This is a genomic window from Leuconostoc garlicum (assembly GCF_001998805.1).
GTDB lineage: Bacteria > Bacillota > Bacilli > Lactobacillales > Lactobacillaceae > Leuconostoc > Leuconostoc lactis.
Genome location: NZ_CP016329.1, coordinates 995462 through 1015781 on the forward strand (window position 1 = coordinate 995462; position 20320 = coordinate 1015781).

Annotated in this window: 20 protein-coding genes and 1 tRNA gene; 14 read left to right on the forward strand and 7 right to left on the reverse strand. The window is 43.1% G+C overall.

Annotation, left to right across the window (positions count from 1 at the left end; all coding sequences use genetic code 11):
• Positions 1-117 precede the first annotated feature (117 nt).
• The 3 genes from ileS (at position 118) to A9176_RS05140 (ending at position 4108) form a co-directional block, all read left to right on the forward strand.
• Entirely contained in the window at positions 118-2910 is a 2793-nt protein-coding gene (gene ileS / locus A9176_RS05130) for an isoleucine--tRNA ligase (protein ID WP_077282380.1), read from the forward strand.
• 135 nt (positions 2911-3045) lie between these two features.
• Positions 3046-3372, forward strand: coding sequence for a PTS sugar transporter subunit IIB (locus A9176_RS05135; RefSeq protein WP_077282382.1), 327 nt, complete (start codon positions 3046-3048; stop codon positions 3370-3372).
• A 112-nt stretch (positions 3373-3484) separates the two neighbouring features.
• Positions 3485-4108 (forward strand): ECF transporter S component, encoded by a 624-nt coding sequence (locus A9176_RS05140; protein WP_068850249.1) that lies wholly within the window; start codon positions 3485-3487, stop codon positions 4106-4108.
• A 36-nt stretch (positions 4109-4144) separates the two neighbouring features.
• Here the strand turns inward: A9176_RS05140 and A9176_RS05145 are convergent.
• A tRNA-Arg gene (locus A9176_RS05145) sits at positions 4145-4217 on the reverse strand.
• A gap of 327 nt (positions 4218-4544) precedes the next feature.
• Between A9176_RS05145 and A9176_RS05150 the strand changes: the two genes are divergently transcribed.
• The 9 genes from A9176_RS05150 to A9176_RS05190 all read left to right on the forward strand — a co-directional run bounded on the left by A9176_RS05150 (position 4545) and on the right by A9176_RS05190 (position 13492).
• Positions 4545-5333: a 2-keto-4-pentenoate hydratase gene (locus A9176_RS05150; RefSeq protein WP_077282384.1), complete on the forward strand. Its 789-nt coding sequence runs from the start codon at positions 4545-4547 to the stop codon at positions 5331-5333.
• A gap of 5 nt (positions 5334-5338) precedes the next feature.
• A complete protein-coding gene (gene brnQ / locus A9176_RS05155; RefSeq protein WP_077282386.1) occupies positions 5339-6712 on the forward strand; it encodes a branched-chain amino acid transport system II carrier protein in 1374 nt (457 codons plus the stop codon).
• A gap of 103 nt (positions 6713-6815) precedes the next feature.
• Positions 6816-7445, forward strand: coding sequence for a uracil phosphoribosyltransferase (gene upp / locus A9176_RS05160; RefSeq protein ID WP_029509138.1), 630 nt, complete (start codon positions 6816-6818; stop codon positions 7443-7445).
• A 371-nt stretch (positions 7446-7816) separates the two neighbouring features.
• Positions 7817-8959, forward strand: coding sequence for a PTS sugar transporter subunit IIC (locus A9176_RS05165; RefSeq protein WP_077282388.1), 1143 nt, complete (start codon positions 7817-7819; stop codon positions 8957-8959).
• A gap of 24 nt (positions 8960-8983) precedes the next feature.
• Positions 8984-10156, forward strand: a complete 1173-nt coding sequence (locus A9176_RS05170) for an ABC transporter substrate-binding protein (protein WP_077282390.1) — start codon at positions 8984-8986, stop codon at positions 10154-10156.
• A gap of 11 nt (positions 10157-10167) precedes the next feature.
• Positions 10168-11046 (forward strand): branched-chain amino acid ABC transporter permease, encoded by an 879-nt coding sequence (locus A9176_RS05175; RefSeq protein ID WP_077282392.1) that lies wholly within the window; start codon positions 10168-10170, stop codon positions 11044-11046.
• A gap of 4 nt (positions 11047-11050) precedes the next feature.
• Entirely contained in the window at positions 11051-12022 is a 972-nt protein-coding gene (locus A9176_RS05180; RefSeq protein WP_077282394.1) for a branched-chain amino acid ABC transporter permease, read from the forward strand.
• Positions 11997-12779: an ABC transporter ATP-binding protein gene (locus A9176_RS05185; protein WP_077282396.1), complete on the forward strand. Its 783-nt coding sequence runs from the start codon at positions 11997-11999 to the stop codon at positions 12777-12779. The genes A9176_RS05180 and A9176_RS05185 overlap by 26 nt, the downstream gene beginning before the upstream one ends.
• Positions 12776-13492: an ABC transporter ATP-binding protein gene (locus A9176_RS05190; RefSeq protein WP_029509145.1), complete on the forward strand. Its 717-nt coding sequence runs from the start codon at positions 12776-12778 to the stop codon at positions 13490-13492. The genes A9176_RS05185 and A9176_RS05190 overlap by 4 nt, the downstream gene beginning before the upstream one ends.
• 58 nt (positions 13493-13550) lie before the next feature.
• Here A9176_RS05190 and A9176_RS05195 read toward each other — a convergent pair whose 3' ends face one another.
• Positions 13551-14090, reverse strand: a complete 540-nt coding sequence (locus A9176_RS05195; protein ID WP_048699996.1) for an LURP-one-related/scramblase family protein — start codon at positions 14088-14090, stop codon at positions 13551-13553.
• A gap of 43 nt (positions 14091-14133) precedes the next feature.
• On the opposite strand from A9176_RS05195, the gene A9176_RS05200 reads away from it, so the two are divergent.
• Positions 14134-14793, forward strand: coding sequence for a uracil-DNA glycosylase (locus A9176_RS05200; RefSeq protein ID WP_077282398.1), 660 nt, complete (start codon positions 14134-14136; stop codon positions 14791-14793).
• A 60-nt stretch (positions 14794-14853) separates the two neighbouring features.
• Entirely contained in the window at positions 14854-15885 is a 1032-nt protein-coding gene (gene pta, locus A9176_RS05205; protein WP_154266225.1) for a phosphate acetyltransferase, read from the forward strand.
• Between the two features lie 60 nt (positions 15886-15945).
• Here pta and A9176_RS05210 read toward each other — a convergent pair whose 3' ends face one another.
• The 5 genes from A9176_RS05210 to A9176_RS05230 all read right to left on the reverse strand — a co-directional run bounded on the left by A9176_RS05210 (position 15946) and on the right by A9176_RS05230 (position 20218).
• Positions 15946-16188 carry a phosphate acetyltransferase gene (locus A9176_RS05210; RefSeq protein ID WP_157093697.1) on the reverse strand — a complete coding sequence of 81 codons (243 nt, stop codon included), beginning with the start codon at positions 16186-16188 and terminating at the stop codon, positions 15946-15948.
• Positions 16189-16600: 412 nt separating this feature from the next.
• Positions 16601-17164 (reverse strand): DUF3324 domain-containing protein, encoded by a 564-nt coding sequence (locus tag A9176_RS05215; RefSeq protein ID WP_077282400.1) that lies wholly within the window; start codon positions 17162-17164, stop codon positions 16601-16603.
• Positions 17136-17624 carry a DUF916 domain-containing protein gene (locus A9176_RS05220; protein ID WP_077282403.1) on the reverse strand — a complete coding sequence of 163 codons (489 nt, stop codon included), beginning with the start codon at positions 17622-17624 and terminating at the stop codon, positions 17136-17138. Before A9176_RS05220 ends, A9176_RS05215 begins: the two co-directional genes overlap by 29 nt.
• A gap of 153 nt (positions 17625-17777) precedes the next feature.
• Positions 17778-18251 (reverse strand): hypothetical protein, encoded by a 474-nt coding sequence (locus A9176_RS05225; RefSeq protein WP_077282405.1) that lies wholly within the window; start codon positions 18249-18251, stop codon positions 17778-17780.
• Positions 18252-19150: 899 nt separating this feature from the next.
• On the reverse strand, positions 19151-20218 hold the full coding sequence (locus tag A9176_RS05230; RefSeq protein WP_077282407.1) for a site-specific integrase: 1068 nt from the start codon (positions 20216-20218) through the stop codon (positions 19151-19153).
• Between the last annotated feature and the right edge of the window lie 102 nt (positions 20219-20320).

Below are 20320 nucleotides of genomic sequence, written 5' to 3' on the forward strand. Positions count from 1 at the left end.
AGGGGTGTTTTATGCACCCGAAGTTGGGTGGTACCACGCGAAAGCGTCCCTAGGCATTTGCCTAGGGACGCTTTTTTATGGCTTATCATTTGAAAAAAATCAAATAGGAGACAATTGATGAAATATAAAGACACATTGAACTTAGGAAAAACTGATTTTCCAATGCGTGGGTCACTGCCTAAGACAGAACCAGTACGCCAACAAAAGTGGTATGATGAAAATTTGTACCAAAAGCGTTTGGCACAAAACGAAACAAAGCCACATTTTAATTTGCATGATGGCCCACCGTACGCCAATGGGAATATTCACCTGGGTCACGCTTTGAACAAAATTTCAAAGGATATTATTGTCCGTTATAAGAATATGGCGGGCTTCTATGCCCCATATGTACCAGGTTGGGATACGCATGGCTTGCCAATCGAACAACAACTTACCAAGGCCGGCCACGATCGCAAGTCAATGCCAAAGGCCGCTTGGCGTGATTTGGCCAAGGATTTTGCCTTAGAACAAGTTGATAAGCAACGCCAAGACTTTAAGCGCTTAGGCATTATGGCCGATTGGGAAAACCCTTATATTACGCTACAACCAGAATTTGAAGCCGCGCAAGTTCGTGTCTTTGGTGAAATGGCTGGTAAGGGTTATATCTTTAAGGGCTCAAAGCCGGTTTATTGGTCATGGTCGTCTGAATCAGCATTGGCGGAAGCGGAAATTGAATATCATGATATTGATTCAACGTCACTTTATTATGCCAACCGCGTGAAAGATGGCAAGGGTATTCTTGATTCAGATACGTACTTAGTGGTTTGGACGACAACACCATTTACGGTGACAGCTTCACGTGGTATCACGCTTGGCCCTGACATGGATTATGTTGTGGTGCAACCCAAAGGTGAAACGCGTAAATTCGTCGTTGCAGCCGGCCGTTTAGAAGCCATTGCGCCTAAGTTTGGCTGGGACAAGTATGAAGTTCTCGCTACTTACAAGGGCCATGAATTAGACCGTATCACAGTTTATCACCCATGGGATGAAGACGTTGAAGAACTGGTAATGAATGGGGATCACGTCACGCTCGATTCTGGTACTGGACTAGTTCATACAGCACCTGGATTTGGTGAAGATGACTTTAACGTTGGAAAAGAATATGGTCTTGAAGTTGCGGTGACAGTTGACGAAAAGGGTTACATGACTAAGAATGCTGGTGCAGACTTTGAAGGTAAGTTCTATGATGACGTCGTGGGTCTTGTGATTAACAAATTATCTGAAGCCAATGTTTTCTTGGCCAAGGAAAAGATTACCCATTCTTATCCATTTGACTGGCGGACAAAGAAGCCAATCATCTGGCGTGCCGTGCCACAATGGTTTGCCTCAGTTGAAAAGTTCCGTCAAAATATCTTAGATGAATTGGACAACGTGAATTTCTACCCAGAATGGGGTAAGAAGCGCTTGTACAACATGATTCGTGATCGTGGTGACTGGGTTATCTCACGTCAACGTGTCTGGGGTGTGCCATTGCCAATCTTCTATGCGGAAGATCAAACACCAATTCTTGATCAAGCAGTGATTAATCATGTTGCTGATTTGTTTGAAAAGCATGGCTCAAACTATTGGTTTGAACATGACGCAAAAGACTTATTGCCAGAAGGCTATACCAATGAACATTCACCAAATGGTATCTTCACTAAGGAAGAAGATATTATGGATGTGTGGTTTGATTCAGGTTCATCTTGGGCAGGGGTCATGAACACGCGTGAACAGCTTGATTACCCAGCTGATTTGTATTTGGAAGGATCAGATCAATACCGTGGCTGGTTCAACTCTTCATTGATCACGTCAGTGGCGGCAACTGGTCATGCACCATATAAAAATGTGTTATCACAAGGCTTTACGCTTGATGGTAACGGCAACAAAATGTCAAAGTCATTAGGGAACACGATTTCACCACTTGATGTGGCGGATCAAATGGGGATTGAAATTCTTCGTTTGTGGACAATTTCTGTGGATACTTCACAAGATATGCCAGTTTCAAACGACATTTTGAAGCAAGTGTCTGAAAGTTACCGTAAGCTACGTAACACATTGCGTTTCTTGATGGCCAACGCTTCTGACTTTAACTATGCAACAGATGCTGTGCCATTTGCCGACCGTGCTGGCCATGATCAATACTTCTCAGTCTTGTTAAACGACTTTGTCAAGGATATTCGTGGTTATTACGATAACTATCAATTTAACGATATCTTTAAGCGGATGATTAACTTTGTTAACGTTGACTTGTCAGCGTTCTACTTGGATATTGCCAAGGACGTTGTCTACGTTGAAGCACCAACGGGTCATGCGCGTCGCTCAATGCAAACAGTCTTCTACGAAACATTGTTAGCATTGACGAAGTTGATGTTGCCAATTTTGCCACATACAGCTGAAGAAGTATGGGAATACTTGCCAAATGAAACAGCAGCATTCGCTTACTTATCAGAAATGCCAGAAGTGCAAGATCTTGGAGATACCAGTGACTTATTGGCCAACTGGGCTGCCTTTATGACAATGCGTGATGCAGTCAATAAGGCATTAGAAGAAGCACGATCAGCTGAATTGATTGGTAAGAACGCAGAAGCAGCGTTGACGTTGTATTTGACCGCTGAACAGGCACAAATGTTGTCTGATCTTAACGCCGATGTACGACTTTTGTTGATGGTATCACAGTTGCATATCGAAGACGAAGCACAAGCTGGCGATGCCAAGTCTTATGATGGTGTTCGGATTAAGGTCACCCATGCAGCCGGTGGTGTGTCACCACGTGATCGTATGTATCACGAAGATTTGGGTGCTGATCCAGCTTTCCCAGAATTATCAAAGCACGAAGCAGAAATTATTCGTGAATTCTATCCGGAAGCATTAACCGAAGGTTTTGAATAACTAGCTTAAAAAGTTACGAGTTTGTCTCGTAACTTTTTTTGTTACAATTAATCATGTTAGCGCTTACTTTTTGCTAAAAATCGCGCTATACGGGATTTAAAATGATAAGCTTTAGCATGAAGGAGATAACATCACATGGCCATGGGTAACAAGAAATTGCTGTTAGTTGGTGATCAGACGCCAACGATCACCCGACTGGTGTCGGCAATAAAAAAAGCAGCCACGGCACAAGAAAAAAGCTATACGATTGTTGTGACTTCCCACTCCCATGTTGACGAGCAATTGCGTGCGGCGCAGCCAGATATTGTTTTACTGACACCTCAATTAGCGTATCTCAAGGCGGAAATGCAACGTCAAACTGATGAGTTTGGGGTGCCACTAGCAGTGATTAAGTTAAGTGATTATACGCAAATGGCTGGTGATCACATCTTGTTAATAGCCGAACAGTTGCTGGTTACTTAGCCGTGCATGTGAGACGTCGTGTCTAAACATTGTGTTCAACATATAACATGAGATACAATAGATTTATCATATAGGAGGGCAGTTAAACAGGTGACGCTTTAACTGATAAATTATGACAAATCAAAAAACGAAATACTATATTATGACGACTTTGTTTGTGGCAATTGTATTTGTCCAAACACTGGTGCCCTGGTTAGGCACGATGCCATTAGGGGCTTTTGTTATCGGCGCTAGTGCGACAATTGTCCAGTTCACGGTGGCACTTGCAGGGATTATTTTAGGACCAAAATATGGAGCGATTGTTGGCTTTTTTTGGGGAATGAGTTCGTTTTTCAATGCGTTAACACATCCTGGGACAATTGGTTCATTAATGTTTCAAAACCCACTGACGGCTTTGTTACCACGCATTTTAGTCGGGTTGATTATCGGCTGGTTATTTAACCGATTCTTGCGGCAACGTCCCGTTGCGGTGCGTACGCTTGGTTTAGGGTTGTTAGGAATTTTAGCAGCTTTGATCAATACGGTTGGCGTGGTGTTATTAACCGCAATTGGCTTCACCGTGATGCAGACGAACTTCACGGGTATTCCAAACCACAATTTGCTAAGCTGGTTAATTAGCATTGTGTCATTTAATGCGATTTTTGAAATCATTGTGGGCTGCATTCTCGTGATGGTGATTGGTAACGTGATTGTACCAATTGCAGCGCGTGCAGGCCTAACTGGTGGGACAAAATAAAAAGCTGTGGCTCGTATTAGCCACAGCTTTTTTTCATGCACTAACCCAGACTCGAACTGGGAGCAAAGACTTAGGAGGTCCCCGTTTTATCCCGTTAAACTATTAGTGCGAACTATCATATTATACCGTAATTTGACTGAAAAACAAAATGACGCTCGCGCAAAAACCAGTCTGCTAAACGTTTAAATGATAGGTTGACAATGTTTTGTGAGTATGTTTTAATGTAATTATTAAATATAGAAGAGAAATATCACATGACCTTATCAGCACAAACAAACACACAAATTATTATCAGCATTATCATTATCTCGTGATAGGTGCTGACAATTTGTGGTGCCTATCAATGTAAGATTGATAGGCAGCTGATTACCGTTACGGGCACGCTGCAATTTTATTGCAGCGTGCCTTTTTGTTTTATTTCAGTGGAGGGAAAAAGATGACATTAACTGACGAACAAGCGACCCTGGCGCAGCAACTATTTGAGGCTTATCAACAGCACACGCCGTTGGATCAAGCAGATTTTGTGGACGTCGTTGCGGACTTTGAAACGGCATATCAGGTACAAGATGCCGTTATGGCACAAAAAGGCGTGCCCACGGCTGGCTATAAAGTGTCACTGACGTCACCAGAGACGCAAGCGATGTTTGCCGCCGATGCGCCGTTGTATGGGGCACAGGTGGCGGATAAATTTTTACCATCTGGCACTGACTTACAGTTAACCGATTTTAATGAACCCTTGGTTGAAGTCGAGTTACTCTTTACCGCGAAAGTGGCTTTAACACCTGATATGTCTACCGAAACCTTACTGAAAAATACTAGGGTTGCGCCAGCTTTAGAAGTACCAGACGCCCGTTTTAAGGATTGGTTTCCGACCTTAAATAAGTACCTTGTTTTGAGTGACTGTGCAGTAGGTGGCGCAGTAGTTGCCGGTGACAACCGCGATGGTGCAACCTTAACGGTTGCCGAATTGGCTGATGTGCAAGCCACACTCACCTATAATGACACGGTAGTTGCGCAAGGGACAGGGGCAGCGGTGTTGGACAATCCCGTGTTGGCATTGCAATGGTTAGTGGGCAAATTAGCAGCACAAGGAAAAGACTTCCCAGCAGGGACAAAGGCGTCAACGGGAACATTCTTATTGCCACCACAACTCACCGCTGGTCAATGGCGCGCCACTTTTACTGGTGGCTTTGGTGAAGTTGTCGTCAACGTGAAAGGAAAGTAAGCCACATGACAAATAAAAAACTCACTTGGCAACAATTAGTTTTGATTGCTTCATTAATTTTTGGGATGTTCTTTGGCGCTGGTAATTTGATTTTTCCAGTCCAGTTAGGCCAACTCGCTGGTGGTAATTGGCTACCAGCAACGCTTGGTTTCTTAGTGACAGGGACGGTGGTGCCGTTTCTCGCTATGCTAGCTGTCAGTGTCACCCACAGTCGGAGTGTTTATGATGTTGCCAAGCCGGTTGGCCATTGGTTTGGCTTGGCGTTTCTGGTTGCCATTCATTTGACGATTGGGCCATTTTTTGGCATACCACGTACGGCCGCAACCGCCTTTTCAATGGGGGTTGCCCCATTTTTGGCACCAAAAGATCAAGGACTCGGTATGCTGCTATTTTCAGGCGCCTTTTTCGGGTTAGCATACTATTTAACGGTCAAACAATCTGGTTTGATGAAATGGGTCGGGAAATATTTGAATCCACTGTTTCTCGCCTTGTTGCTCGTCGTCTTGTTGTTGGCGCTCGTGATGCCAATGGGAAGTACGCATCAAGCGGTGAGTGCAACGTATCAAGCTCATGCTGGTTTTCAAGGTATTTTAGATGGTTATAATACCATGGATGGGATTGCATTATTAGCCTTAGCTGTTTCGGTAGTTTATGCCGTGAAAGCGTTAGGCTTCCGTGATGCCCAAGTCTCGCAAGTGTTGGCAAAAGCCGGCTTACTCAGTATTGTGGCGGAAGCGGTGTTATATGCCGCATTGGTATTGCTTGGGGTGACGAGTTTAGGACAATTTAAGGCCGCTGCTAACGGTGGCGACGCTTTTGCCCAAATTGTTGCCCATTATGCTGGTAATTTTGGGACGGCTTTGACAGGCGTTGTGGTGACATTGGCTGTCTTTACCACGGCAATGGGTTTATTTGTCTCATTTGCCCAAGATATGCATTTGGTATTTCCAAAAGTGAGTTATTTATGGTTTTTGCGGGTCATCGCCTTTGGGTCATTTGTCACAGCGAATGCGGGCTTGACAAACATTGTGGCTTGGTCAGTCCCTGTCTTAATGTTTTTATATCCAATTTCACTGGTGTTAATTATGCTATCGCTGACGGCAAAATATTTCAATTACGCACCGGTTGTCTACCGTAGTGTGGTGGGCTTTGTCGCCTTACCAGCGCTACTTGATGCCTTGGCTAGTTCCCCCTTTATGTCCGGTCGATTGGCACAACAAGTCGTGAATACTTACCATCAATTGATCCCATTTTCAGCCTTGGGATTTGGCTGGTTGGTCCCAGCTGCTGTTGGGACGTTCGTTGGTCTTGGCGTTTATAGTTTAGCCCAAATCACGCAAAAATCCAGCGTGACAGTAAAAGTTGATGAGTCGTTTTAACCTTTAGAAAATCCCCATATCGGGGCTTTTTTGTTATAATAGACACAGTAACTAATTGGAAGGAACGCGTGGTAGGTTTGTTTTACCCGCGAAATTGATTATCATGGGAAAATTTGTTGAGATGGATCATCCCTTGATCCAACATAAGCTAACAATGATTCGTCAAAAGAATGTGGGCACAAAAGATTTTCGTGCACTGGTTGACGAAATTGCAATGCTCATGACTTATGAAGCAAGTCGTGATTTACAATTAGAAGATGTGGTGATTGAAACACCCGTGGCAACGACAACGAAGAAGCAATTAGCTGGTAAGAAGTTGGCGGTTGTACCAATTCTGCGTGCTGGTTTGGGCATGGTTGATGGGATTGTGCAACTCATTCCAGCCGCAAAAATTGGCCATATTGGTATGTATCGTGATGAAGAAACTTTGGAACCAGTGGAGTATTTCATCAAGTTACCAGAAGATATTGACCAACGTGATGTCTTGCTTGTTGATCCAATGTTAGCAACAGGTGGTTCGGCCAAGGATGCGATTTCTGCTTTAAAGAAGCGCGGGGCCAAAAACATCAAGTTGATTACGTTAGTTTCAGCGCCAGAAGGGGTGAAAGCCGTGCAAGACGCACATCCAGACGTGGATATTTATACTGGGTCACTGGATGATAGCTTAAATGAAAATGGTTATATTGTGCCAGGTCTCGGAGATGCCGGTGATCGTTTGTTTGGAACAATGTAATTTTGAAAGACTTGCTTGCAAGTCTTTTTTTATTAAAATAAAATGAATTAAATTAAAAGTGTTGACATTGTTTTTTAAGTTGTTTATAGTAATACTCATCAAGAAACAAGCAAGTAATTGCTCAAAAGGGAGAACGCTCATGACACAAACATTTAGTAAGCAAGTTAACCACACACTCCTCCTCAACCTCCTTCTCATCTGAGTCTAGTAGGTTGTTATTTGAGCAAATCAGCTACTAGACTTTTACAAAGTGTAGTGGCTGGTTAGGAAAAAATACGTGAAAACGTCCTAACGAGCAATCGTTGGGGCGTTTTCTTGTTCCCGATGGTTGCACGGCTCAATTGAAGTGTAAATGAAAGGGAATTAAGATTATGGCACAAAATGCAATGACAGCAGCAAGTCCAGTGGACACAGAACATATCCAAGAAAAAGCGGTTGAAGCCAAGGCGTCAATGCGCGAACTCGTTTATAATACGTCAGCAGCAGTATCCAATGCAATTTTGGTCACATTGGGAATGGGATTGTTGTTACAAACCATTGCGGGATTTATTAATTGGGCGCCAATGGTGCAAATGGGCGCAATCACGAAAATTATGTTGCCAGCCGCCTTTGGAGCTGCGGTGGCGTCACAAATGAAAACCAATACAATGGTGATGTTTAGTGCCATGGCTGCTTCAACTGTTGGGGCTAATGCGGTGTTCTTTAGCTCATCTGCCGTGCAAGGGGTAACAGCTACTGGTTATGCTGGCTCACAAGCGGCTGGTTCAGCAATCATTACGACCGGCCAACCGATTTCTGCCGTGCTTGCCGCGGTGATTGCAGTTGTCTTTGGTAAATGGTTGAGTGGGAAGACGCCGTTAGATATGGTCATTGTACCAGCGGCTACTACAATTGTGGGCACGGTGAGTGGTTACTATTTGGCCATGATTACCACACCGGCGTTGGTAGCAGTTGGGCAATTCATTGCGGCAAGTGTTGCTATTAGTCCAATTATCGGGACAGCAGTTGTGGCAATGGTTTTTGGGGCCTTGACGATGACGCCCGCATCCGCTGCGGCTTTAGCTGTAGCGATTGGGGCTACTGGGGTGACCTCTCCAGTAGCCGCCGGTGCCATTTTGATTGGGACAACTGCAGTATTTGTTGGCTTCCCAGCAATGTCATTTCATGAAAATAAGATTGGTGCTACCATCGCCCAAGGTATCGTGACACCAAAAATTCAGTTCCCAAACTTGACCGAAAATCCAGCTTTGATTATCCCACCAATGATAGGGGCAGCGATTGCAGCGCCTATTGCAACGATGGTCTTTCATGTGACAGCACCATTTGCGATGGCAGGTATTGGCTTTAACTCATTTATCGTCCCATTGGCTTTGGCTGGTTCGAACCCAATCGCGTTTGCGGCTTATATGGTCATCGGCGTTGCTATTCCAGTGGTGGTATCCTTTGTTGGCTACCGTTTGATGCGCAAGATGGGCTGGGCAAAACCAAACCAATTGCATTTGGAAATGATCTAAGCCATCGCGCTAAGGGGAAAAGTAATGAAAAAAATAATCGTAATCATTGTGGCATTTGTCGTTGTTATTGGGGCTGTCATCGGCATTGGCATGACGAAAAAATCAGCCAACGCGTCGCGTTCGGTGATCAAAATTGGTGGCGTGTTTGACACCTCTGGTGATGCATCAGCTTATGGTGAGGCGGAACAAAAAGGGGCAAAATTTGCCGTGAAGCGGATTAACGCTGCCGGTGGGATTAAGGTGAATGGCAAAACTTATACTGTTGAAATGATTAATAAAGACAGTAAGTCAGACAATACGGAAGCAGCAGCGGTCACAACGCGTTTAATCAACAATGACAAAGTGAATGCCATTGTTGGGCCAGTGACAACAGCGGCTACGCAAGCAGCCATACCAGCCGCCACTAAAGGGCAAACCCCAATGATGTCCCCAACTGCTGGGGCAGATAGCATTACAGTGCAAAAAGATGGCAAAGTACAACCTTATGTCTTCCGGGCGCAATTTAAAAATTCTTATTTGGGCACTAAGATGGCACAATTTGCTGATGATCAAGTGAAAGCAAAAAATGTTGTTATTTTCCAAGATAATTCATCAGATTATGGGACAGGCATTACGGCAGCTTTCAAAAAAGCCTACAAGGGTCATGTGGTAGACACGCTATCTTACCAAGCCGGAGATAAAGATTTCCAAGCCATGTTGACTAAAATTAAAGATCAGAAGTTTGATGCCATTGTGATTAATGGCTATTACACAGAAGCTGGTGCTATTTTGAAACAAGCACGTGACATGGGCATTAACGTACCAGTGATTGGCCCTGACGGTTTGGGCGATCCAAAGTTGGCAGAAATTGCGGGTAATCAAAATACGTCTAATGTCTATTATGCGGCGCATTTTTCAACGCAGGCACCTGCTACAGATGCAGCAACACCGTTTGTGACGGCTTATAAGAAGGCCTATGGCGAAGCACCATCACAATTTACGGCATTGGCTTATGATGCCGTCTACATGATTAAGCAAGCGATTGAAGATGAAAAATCTGTTGATCGTGCCAAAATTACCACCGGCTTAGCGCATATCAAAAATTTGGATGGCGTGACGGGGAAGATGACGATGGATGCGTTCCATAACCCCAAAAAGTCAATCGTCATGGTTGGTGTGACCGATGGTAAAGATACAACTGCAATGGTTGTGAAATAAGGGGCTGAACTGTGGCAAGTATTCTACAACAGCTGCTAAACGGTGTGATATTGGGCAGTGTATATGCGTTATTAGCTTTGGGTTATACCATGGTTTATGGCATTATCAAGTTAATTAACTTTGCACACGGTGATGTGTATATGTTGGGCGCTTACTTTGGTTATTTTTTCATCAAAATTTGGCACCTGAATTTCTTTGTGGCCCTCATCCTGTCGATGATTGTGAGTGCCGGTGTGGGGGTGTTAATTGAATTAGTCGCCTATCGACCATTACGGCATTCACCGCGTATTGCCGTCTTAATCTCAGCTTTAGGGGTTTCGTTTTTACTAGAAAATGGGATGAGCTACGCCTTTGGTTCGGATAAGCGTGCTTTTCCACAAGCGATTGCCACCGTACAATATCATGTTGGCCAACTACAAATTTCGAATATTCAACTACTGATTATTGGCACAGCAGTGATATTGATGTTAGCGTTGACACTGATTGTCCAAAAAACAAAAATGGGGCGCGCTATGCGTGCCGTTTCGGCTGATCAAGAAGCTGCAGTGTTGATGGGGATTAATGTTAATCGCACCATTTCATTTACTTTCGCTGTTGGCTCAGCTTTAGCAGCTGCGGGTGGGATACTGATTGGCCTTTATTACAACAATATTGATCCGTTGATGGGCATGACGCCAGGGATTAAAGCGTTTGTGGCGGCTGTTCTTGGTGGTATTGGAATAATTCCTGGTGCCGCATTAGGTGGTTGGCTCATTGGTATTTTAGAAACCTTAACGCAAGCTGTTGGCCTATCTGATTACAAAGATGCCGTGGTATATGGGAGTTTAATTCTGATTTTACTCTGGAAACCGACTGGTATTTTGGGTAATCAGGGGCGAGAAAAGGTGTAGCACAATGGATCGAACACATTTGAAGTATACATTAAGTTGGGCCGGTTTGGCTGGGATGGTTTTTGTCCTAGTTGAGGTGATGACCATTGTTGGGGTGATTGGCCAGTATGGGTTGACCACTTTGGTCTTAATCGGCATTAACGTGATTGCGGCAGTGGGCTTGAATTTAGTGATTGGCATGTCGGGGCAATTTTCGTTAGGCCATGCTGGTTTTATGGCCGTGGGCGCTTATGCCACGGCGTTGATTGCCAGTGCGGTGCCCAATATTTTAGGTTTTGGCCTGAGTTTGATTATTGGGATGGGCATTAGTGGTGTCATCGCGTTGCTGGTTGGCATCCCCACTTTACGACTACGGGGTGATTATCTGGCGATTGCAACACTTGGTGTCGCTGAAATTATTCGAATCGTGATTATTAACCTGAAAATAACGCGTGGACCGGCTGGTATTTTTGGTATTCCTAATTTTGTCAATTGGCAGATGGTCTTTGGCTTGAGCGTCGTCGTCATCGTCTTAGTTGTGAACTTTGTACGGAGCACGACCGGACAAGCCATTATTGCCGTGCGTGATAATGAAATTGCTGCCGCCTCACTTGGCATCAATACGACAAAGTATAAAGTGATAGCCTTTGTGATTGGGGCGATGTTGGCTGCCTTGGCGGGTGGTCTCCGGGCTAGTTTTATTCAGTCGGTTTCCCCACAAGATTATACCTTTATGCAAACCATTACTATATTGATTATTGTGGTGTTAGGCGGGATTGGCTCTATGAGTGGCACAGTTGTAACAGCGGTTATTTTGGGGATGCTGGACGTTGTCTTACAAAATTTTGGACCGCTCCGTATGGTCATTTACGCTGTTGTCTTAATTGTCGTCATGATTTTCCGACCAAAGGGATTGCTGGGAACAGCTGAATTGTCGTTAAAAGCGTTATTGTTTGATACAGGGGGCGAGCATGACAACCATTCTAAAAACGCATGATTTAAGTATTGCCTTTGGTGGTGTGACGGCCGTCAATCAGGTCAATATTGAAGCGCATGATAATGAATTGATTGGGTTAATTGGCCCAAACGGTGCAGGTAAAACCACGCTGTTCAATCTCTTAACTGGTGTGTATCAACCGACCGCCGGAACGGTGACGATGTTTGATGGCCAGCAATTAGCAAACTTAAATGGCTTGGCGCCGCATCATCGTGCCCAACGCGGGATGGCACGAACTTTCCAAAATATTAGGTTGTTTACCAGCCGGACCGTCTTGGAAAACGTATTAATTGCGATGACCACAACAAGTCAGGCTCAAACACTTGGGGCGTTGTTGCGAACGCCTAAGTTTTATCAAACAGAAGCGCATAAAAAACAACGCGCAATGGGACTACTGGCAATGTTTGATATGACTGCTGTTGCTGATGAATTGGCGGGTAATTTACCTTATGGTCAACAGCGTCGTCTGGAAATAGTTCGCGCGCTGGCGACTGAACCCAAAATTTTATTTTTAGATGAACCGGCTGCGGGGATGAATCCACAAGAAACACAGGCTTTGACGCACTTAATTCAACAGGTCCAGACGCAGTTTAACATGACAATTATTTTGATTGAACATGATATGAACCTGGTAATGGCGATTAGTCAACGTATTTATGTGCTCGAGTACGGTAAAGTCTTAGCAAGTGGGACGCCAAGTGAAATCCAACAGCATCCGGCCGTGATTAAGGCTTATCTAGGAGAGGACGTGTCATGACCGAGCAGATTTTACAAGTCACCAATCTGAGTATTCATTATGGGCCTATTAAAGCCGTGCAACAGGTTAATTTTGTCGTGAACCGTGGTGAAATTGTGACGTTGATTGGCGCTAATGGTGCGGGCAAAAGTACAATTCTGCGTGGTATTTCTGGCTTAGAAAAACCAGTGGCTGGCCAGATGTTATTTAATAGCCAAGACTTAAAGGGGCTGTCTTCTGAAACCCGTGTGCGACAGGGCATTGTGCAGGTCCCGGAAGGGCGTCATGTTTTTCCTGGGATGAGTGTGTTGGAGAATTTACGCTTAGGTGCTTATACTGTGCATAACACACAACAGCTAAAGGCAACGTTGGCGCATGTTTTTACCTTGTTTCCAATTTTAGCTGAGCGAAAAAACCAAGATGCAGCGACCTTATCTGGCGGTGAACAGCAAATGTTAGCAATTGGGCGAGCTTTAATGGCGCAACCAAAAATTATCTTGCTGGATGAGCCGTCAATGGGGTTAGCACCACTTTATATCCAAAAAATATTTGCGATTATCCAACAAATTCGCCAAACTGGCGTCACGGTGTTGGTGATTGAACAAAATGCCCACCAAGCCCTTAAAATAGCAGATCGAGGCTATGTATTGGAGAGTGGCCAAGTTATGGCCACTGGGACTGGTGCAGAATTACTCGCATCAAGTGATGTTCGAGCCGCTTATCTAGGGGGTTAAACTAGGCTACTGTGCATAAAAAAGCAATCTCAGGATGACTGAGATTGCTTTTTAACATTTATTTATGCATATAAGTCAACTTATAATGTGTATTCTGATCAGGTAACCATTTAAATTTGAACAGCATATGGGATTTCGTGCCCCAAATGTCGAGTAAGGCGGCAATCGCGATCAGGACTGGTGTTTGGGACTCAAACGTAATGTTGAGTTGGTTATAAATCCCGTCGGGACGCATTTCGGGTTTGACACTGAGCAATTTTTTGGTATTGTGGGTAATAAGGTAACGGCCAACCATAAAGTTACCGGAAATCAGCCAACCAAGCTGCCGGACATAGACAATATCGCCTAAATGCCCGAAGGTTAGACTAATTGAACCGACGGTATGACCACGATATTTGAGAATAAAGCGTGGTAAAATACCATACGATGTTTGCTCAATGCGCACTAAAACATTGCCGCACATATCTTGTACTTGGAGTTCGTCGTGTTTTTTACCAGACTGTCCGGACACTAAATAACAGGCTTGAAAATGCTCATCAAAGACGATGTTCACGCCATCTGCAATGCTATACCGTTGTCGAAGATAGTACCTTAACATGATTACCTCTTTGACCTTATTTTAACACGAAAGAAGCGTAAAAATGCCACTTGCTAACACATCCTGGGCGCCATACATTAAAGCAACATTAGCGCCAGAACAGATTACAGCGATCCAACAATTTTTAAACACCGCGTACCAAAACCAGACTGTTTATCCACCAAGGGATAAGGTATTTGCGGCATTGACGACAACATCTTTACCACAAACAAAAGTAGTGATTATGGGTCAAGATCCGTATCATGAAGTAGGACAAGCGCAGGGTCTGAGTTTTTCAGTGCCTGATACTATCCCGGCACCGCCATCATTACGTAATATTTTAAAGGAATTAGCCACGGATATTGGGCCACGCCAATCCCATGATCTCACATCTTGGGCGCAACAAGGGGTGCTACTGCTCAATGCGGTGTTGACAGTGCCGGCTGGTCAGGCAAATGGCCATGCGGGGCAGGTTTGGGAGCCACTGACAGATGCCATTATGACGGCGGCATCAGCAGATGCATCGCCCAAGGTATTTATTTTGTGGGGTAAATATGCCCAATCCAAACGCCGCTTAATTGACGAGTCGAAACACCTCGTGCTAACGTCTGCGCATCCCAGTCCGTTATCGGCTTACCGTGGTTTTTTTGGTAGTCGGCCATTTTCGCAAGCAAACACCTTTTTAGCAGCACAAAACCGCGAAACAATTGATTGGTTAAATTGAGTGAAAAAAATCACAAATTCGCAGACAAACACGGATTATTCTGTTACAATTAATTTGTAAATGAAATTAAAACAGTATGTGAGTGACGTTGGAGGAACGATCGTGGTTGAATTATTCGAACAATTAAAAAGTAAGATTAACGGTCAAAATAAAACAATTGTTTTCCCTGAAGGGGAAGATGTCCGTATTCAAGGTGCTGCGGCGCGTTTAGCAGCGGAAGGTTTGATTAAGCCAATTTTGTTAGGCGATGAACGTGTCATTGCGACAACCGCTTCAGAAAATAACTTTGATTTATCAGGTGTTGAAATCATTGATCCATTGCAATATGATGCTGACGCATTAGCAGAATTAAATGCTGCTTTGGTTGCACGTCGTAAGGGTAAGACTGATGCTGAGACAGCCGCCAAGTGGTTACGTGACGTGAACTATTTTGGGACAATGTTGGTTTACACAGGTAAGGCAGATGGTATGGTGTCTGGTGCGACGCATCCAACTGGTGATACTGTACGACCAGCGTTGCAAATTATTAAAACAGCACCGGGATCATCACGTATTTCTGGCGCATTCATCATGCAAAAGGGTGATGAACGTTATGTCTTCTCTGATGCTGCTATCAATATTGATGTTGATGCAGAAACGATGGCAGAAATTGCGGTGCAATCTGCGCAAACAGCTAAGGTATTTGACATTGAACCTAAAGTGGCGATGTTATCATTTTCAACAAAGGGTTCAGCCAAGTCACCAATGGTAGATAAGGTTGTTGAAGCCACGAAGTTAGCCAAGGAAATGGCACCAGAATTAGCAGACCAAATTGATGGTGAATTGCAATTCGATGCAGCGTTTGTCCCATCAGTTGGTGCGGCAAAAGCACCTGATTCTCAAGTCGCAGGTCAAGCCAATACCTTTATTTTCCCAAGCTTAGAAGCTGGTAATATTGGTTATAAGATTGCCCAACGTTTGGGTGGTTTCGAAGCAATCGGCCCAATCTTACAAGGTTTGGATAAGCCAGTGTCAGATTTGTCACGTGGTGCCAACGAAGAAGATGTTTATAAGGTGGCCATCATTACAGCTGCACAAGCGATGGCACAATAAATAATAGTAGATTAAAAAATAGACTGTTTAGCAAAATCTTCTTGCTAAACAGTCTATTTTTTAATTGGCTTGAATTTTTGCAGATCGGCGATTGTTGACGATTGTTATCGTGACATTTTCGGTATCAGCCTCAGCCAGCGCATCGAGTAACTGGTTTGCCGTAGCATCGCTAAAATCTAAGTGCCAATCACCCATGCGTAGGATATAACGGTCGGCCATGTCGTAGAATTTTAAAGTTGCCGTGTGAGCCTTGTGTTGGCTCATCAAAGCGATGAGATCAGATAGTGTCGTTATCGGTTTCAATGTCGGTATCCATTCGTGTGTTTTAAAGTATCTAACAAATTAGGATCAGACGACTGCTACCATATGTCATGCCGTAACAAATAAAGCACACGTCAAATATTTTTGGTCAGTTTTTGACATGTCAAAGGCAGGCATCACTGGTGGTTGGTCTTTATCGTGGCAGGTTTGTGAGGATGATAAAAATACCATAGCCCAGTAAACCTACGAGATACAACCAACCAATCAGCCGCCACCATTTCATATGGTGTTGTGGATGATGTCGTCGCATATCGATCTCCCTAAACGTTACCCTTAATATAACGTGTGAACATGACGCTTTTGTGACAAAATCGCCGTGTTAAGAAAACGCTAGTTATTTTTATAAATTCTTACAAAAAGGATCTTTTGCCTGAGCAAAAGATCCTTTGATTGGTTATTTAGTTTGTGATTTTTGTTTTGAACGCTTGAAGAGGAGATACCCGACAGCAGCTAAGAGCAAGAAAATCACGATTGCCATAGCGATCATACCAACGACGATCCAATTGATTGGCTTTTTCACAGTGTTGTGTTTTGCTGTGTTATTGATACTATCAGATTGGCTTTGATTAAGCGTCAATGGTTGTTGCCACGTCCAGGTGTGGTTCGCATTGTCGGTGACGGTTAATCGATAAGTATAACGGCCACTCGCAAAGGACTGATTGCCTAATGAACTCCGATAAGTAAAATTACTTTGAGGCGCAATGCTATGGTTGCTATCTGTTTTTGAGAAAACGACACGACCAGATTGATCAACCAATTCGGATTTGAGAGTGACGCCATTGAGAATGGTAGGGGTCACGTTTTGAATATCGGCCACTAAATTATTATTATGATTAGCGGTCAGTAACTTAAGATGTGTGGCAGTCAGTTTCGGCGTCACAGCATCATCATTTTGACGGATAACAATAGGCACAGCATAAGCGAATTGGTCAGTTAGGCCGGTGGTCTTTTTTTTCATTCGTTTCAATTTGGCGCGTCACTGTAATTCCACCGAGTAATTTACCGGCAAATGACACATCGGGCAATTTGAGATGCACTGTCACGACCGTATTAGCCCCAGGTGCCACGGTTACTTCTTTTTGTGGCAATGACGCAATTTGGCTAAATTGCAAATTTTGTGGCACTGATAGGGTGCCTTTGGCAGGGGTCTTGGCATAATCTAGTGCGGTATTCAGATTTGTGACACCAGAATTAACAGCCAGATTAAAGGTTTCAGGTGTTGTCCCAGTGTTGTAAATCGTCACCTTTAAGTCCGTTTCGGCTTTGGCAGGCATCTTTAAGGCGAAGTAACCGTTGTTCGTCGAGTTTTGATATTGATTTTGCACAGTAGCAACGGTAAAATCTGCACCATCCGCGTGGGCAATTTGTGGGATTAATAAGAGGGACAAGGTCAACAGACCAATCCAAATTTTTTTCATGAGTGCTATCCAATTTTATGTACAAAAACGTAGTCCGCGTCACTACGTTTTATGATTAGTGTCAATTTGTAAACTGAGCGGTTTACTGAACGTTTGCAGGGGCAATTGTGTAGGCCACTGTTCCAGTAAATGATGGTGTACCATTTGCCAAGTTCAAAGTTGCGCCTGGTGCGGCAACAGTTGTTGTGGCATAGTTGTTGTGGCATAGTTGTTGAGATTAGCTGCTTTCAAAGCAACGTTAGGGATCACAACCGCTTGGTTACCGTGAGCATCAACAGCGTTGCTATCTGAATAAGTAGCTGAAAGTGTCCAATCAAGTTGTGTCTTCAGGTTTTGTACTGAAAATGAACCAGTTGCTGCAGCAGTTCCTTGCGTCAATGAGGCTGTGCCATTGTTCCAGGCATAGTTGATGTTACCGAAGTTATAGTTGGTTGTACCTGAAACGATCGGCATCACGTTATCAGTGGCCACAACAGCTGACATTGAACCACCAGCAGTTGTTGCTGAAGGGGCTGGTGTGCTTGAAGCGGCTGCGGTTGAACCTGATGTTGTGTCGGCAAAAACTGCTGGTGAAAAGGCACCGGCAAGGATTGCAGCAGTGGCTGACAAGAGGAGTGTTTTCTTCATTAGGGGTAAGTCTCCGTTGTTTTATTTAGTTAACTGTTGTTAACAATGGAGTTAAGTTTAGCACCATTAGTTTAAGGGGTCAATCATTTATTTTAAAAACGTTTGTCATTTTTTTGTAAAGGCGGGCAGTGTGTGAAATTCCTTCATTAGAGATCGTTTTTTGTCATGAAAAAAATAAATTGCGCGATTGATCGATGATAAAAAATGTCGTGTCGATCGTTTGATTTGTATCATACTGATAATTGTTTGCGTATTAAAACGCGACAAAACAACCCCGAATAGAGTGGTTCAATTCGGGGTTGTTTTGGTTAAAATGGTCTATATTGTGACAATGTTATCAAATAGCAGGGGTTGTGCGTTGCTTTGTTGTCATATCAATATGATATCACGTTAGAAAACGTATTGTATTAGCCGTTATAAGGAATTTTAATTTTGTTAAAGGTTTGACAATTAGAAAATTAATATGCTAAATTAGATGAGTAACGTATCGGTTACATGATCTCAGTACAAACATTCACATTACGTTGTTAAAAAACACACAACCAGCATTTTTCTTCGTAATATTCAAACGTAGACTAACAGGATGCTTGTCTTGTTATATTGTCAGTACTGGGTTTTGAGAGAGCGTGAGCCATGATGGACAGCAATGTTCATCATGGCTTTTTTTGTCGTCTAATTTGTAGCCATTTTGTAGCCATAAACTCAAAAAATAGTGAAAACTCATAACAACTATAAACAACTCAAAACCCTGACGTATCAAGGCTTAAGCAACAAAAAACCGTTCTACCAATAATATGGTAAAACGGTTAAATATGCCGCTGACAGGAATATAAACAGTTGGTGTATCAACGTTTTAACACTATGTGTAGCACTAATGTAGCACTTTAAATATTGTAGCACTAAATATCATTAAGTGATTTTATTGCGGCGGCCGTTTCTTTTTCTCTTTTTTTATCTAATAAATGAGCATAAACACTTAAGGTTATATTAACATCAGAATGTCCTAATCGTTCACTCACGTATTGTATGGCAATATCTTGAGAAAGTAAATAGCTGGCATGAGTATGTCTTAATCTGTGGAAAGTGATAGGCGTGCTGTTATCCATATCTAAATAGTACCTTAAACGTTTGTTGACGGCATTGTTAGATATTGGCTTACCGTTTAATCCTTCAAAAGCAAAGCGGTCACCAAGTGCCCATTTTTTAGCAATATCCATGTATGAATCCGGCATGGTTATTATTCTGTTAGACGTTTCTGTCTTCGTATCTTTAAAAGCCTGGTCTTGCATTTGCCAAGACTTATTCACGTTGATGGTATTGTTGCTGAAATCAAAGTCAGCAGGTGTCAATCCGGTTATTTCAGAAAAACGCAATCCAGAATATATAGCCGTCAAAATCATTTTGCAGGAAACAGAGTCATTATAGCGTATTCTATCAACTAACTTTTTCATTTCGCTTGTTTCTAAAAACTTTAAGTCAGCATCTTTGCTTTTTATCTTTGATCTGGTAGTTATATTTCTGGCAAAGTCTTTTGTAATCATGCCGTCGTCTAAGGCGAATATAACAAATGATCGAATAATGTTTTTTATTTTTAATACAGAAGACTTAACATGATTATCACCGTAGTTATTCAATAGAATTTGAAAGTCTTTAGATGTTACTTCGTTAATTTTTTTGTCAGACCATTCTCTATCAAGCAAATTAGTGGTAGTTCTATACCAAACTTTTGTCGCAGTCTCAAGCTGCGGTTCTTTGAATACGTTATACCAGTCTTTAAATTCATCAATAAACAGAGTATTACTGGTTGATAATTGGTGGCTTTGTTTTTTATATTCAGTTTCAGTTGCCCACTTGTTGGCTTCTGATTTAGTGCTAAATCCGGACTTAGTTTTTCGTTTTCTTTTACCGTCTTGAATAACAAAAACGTTCGCCGTCCAAGTCTTACCACGTTTGTATATTGACGCCATATAAAAAGCCTCCTTTAAAAAGGGGGCTTACATCTGTTATAATTTAATAGAACGCCCCGTGCGTTTATGTCATACAGCACACCCTGTTCTTAGTCCGATGGG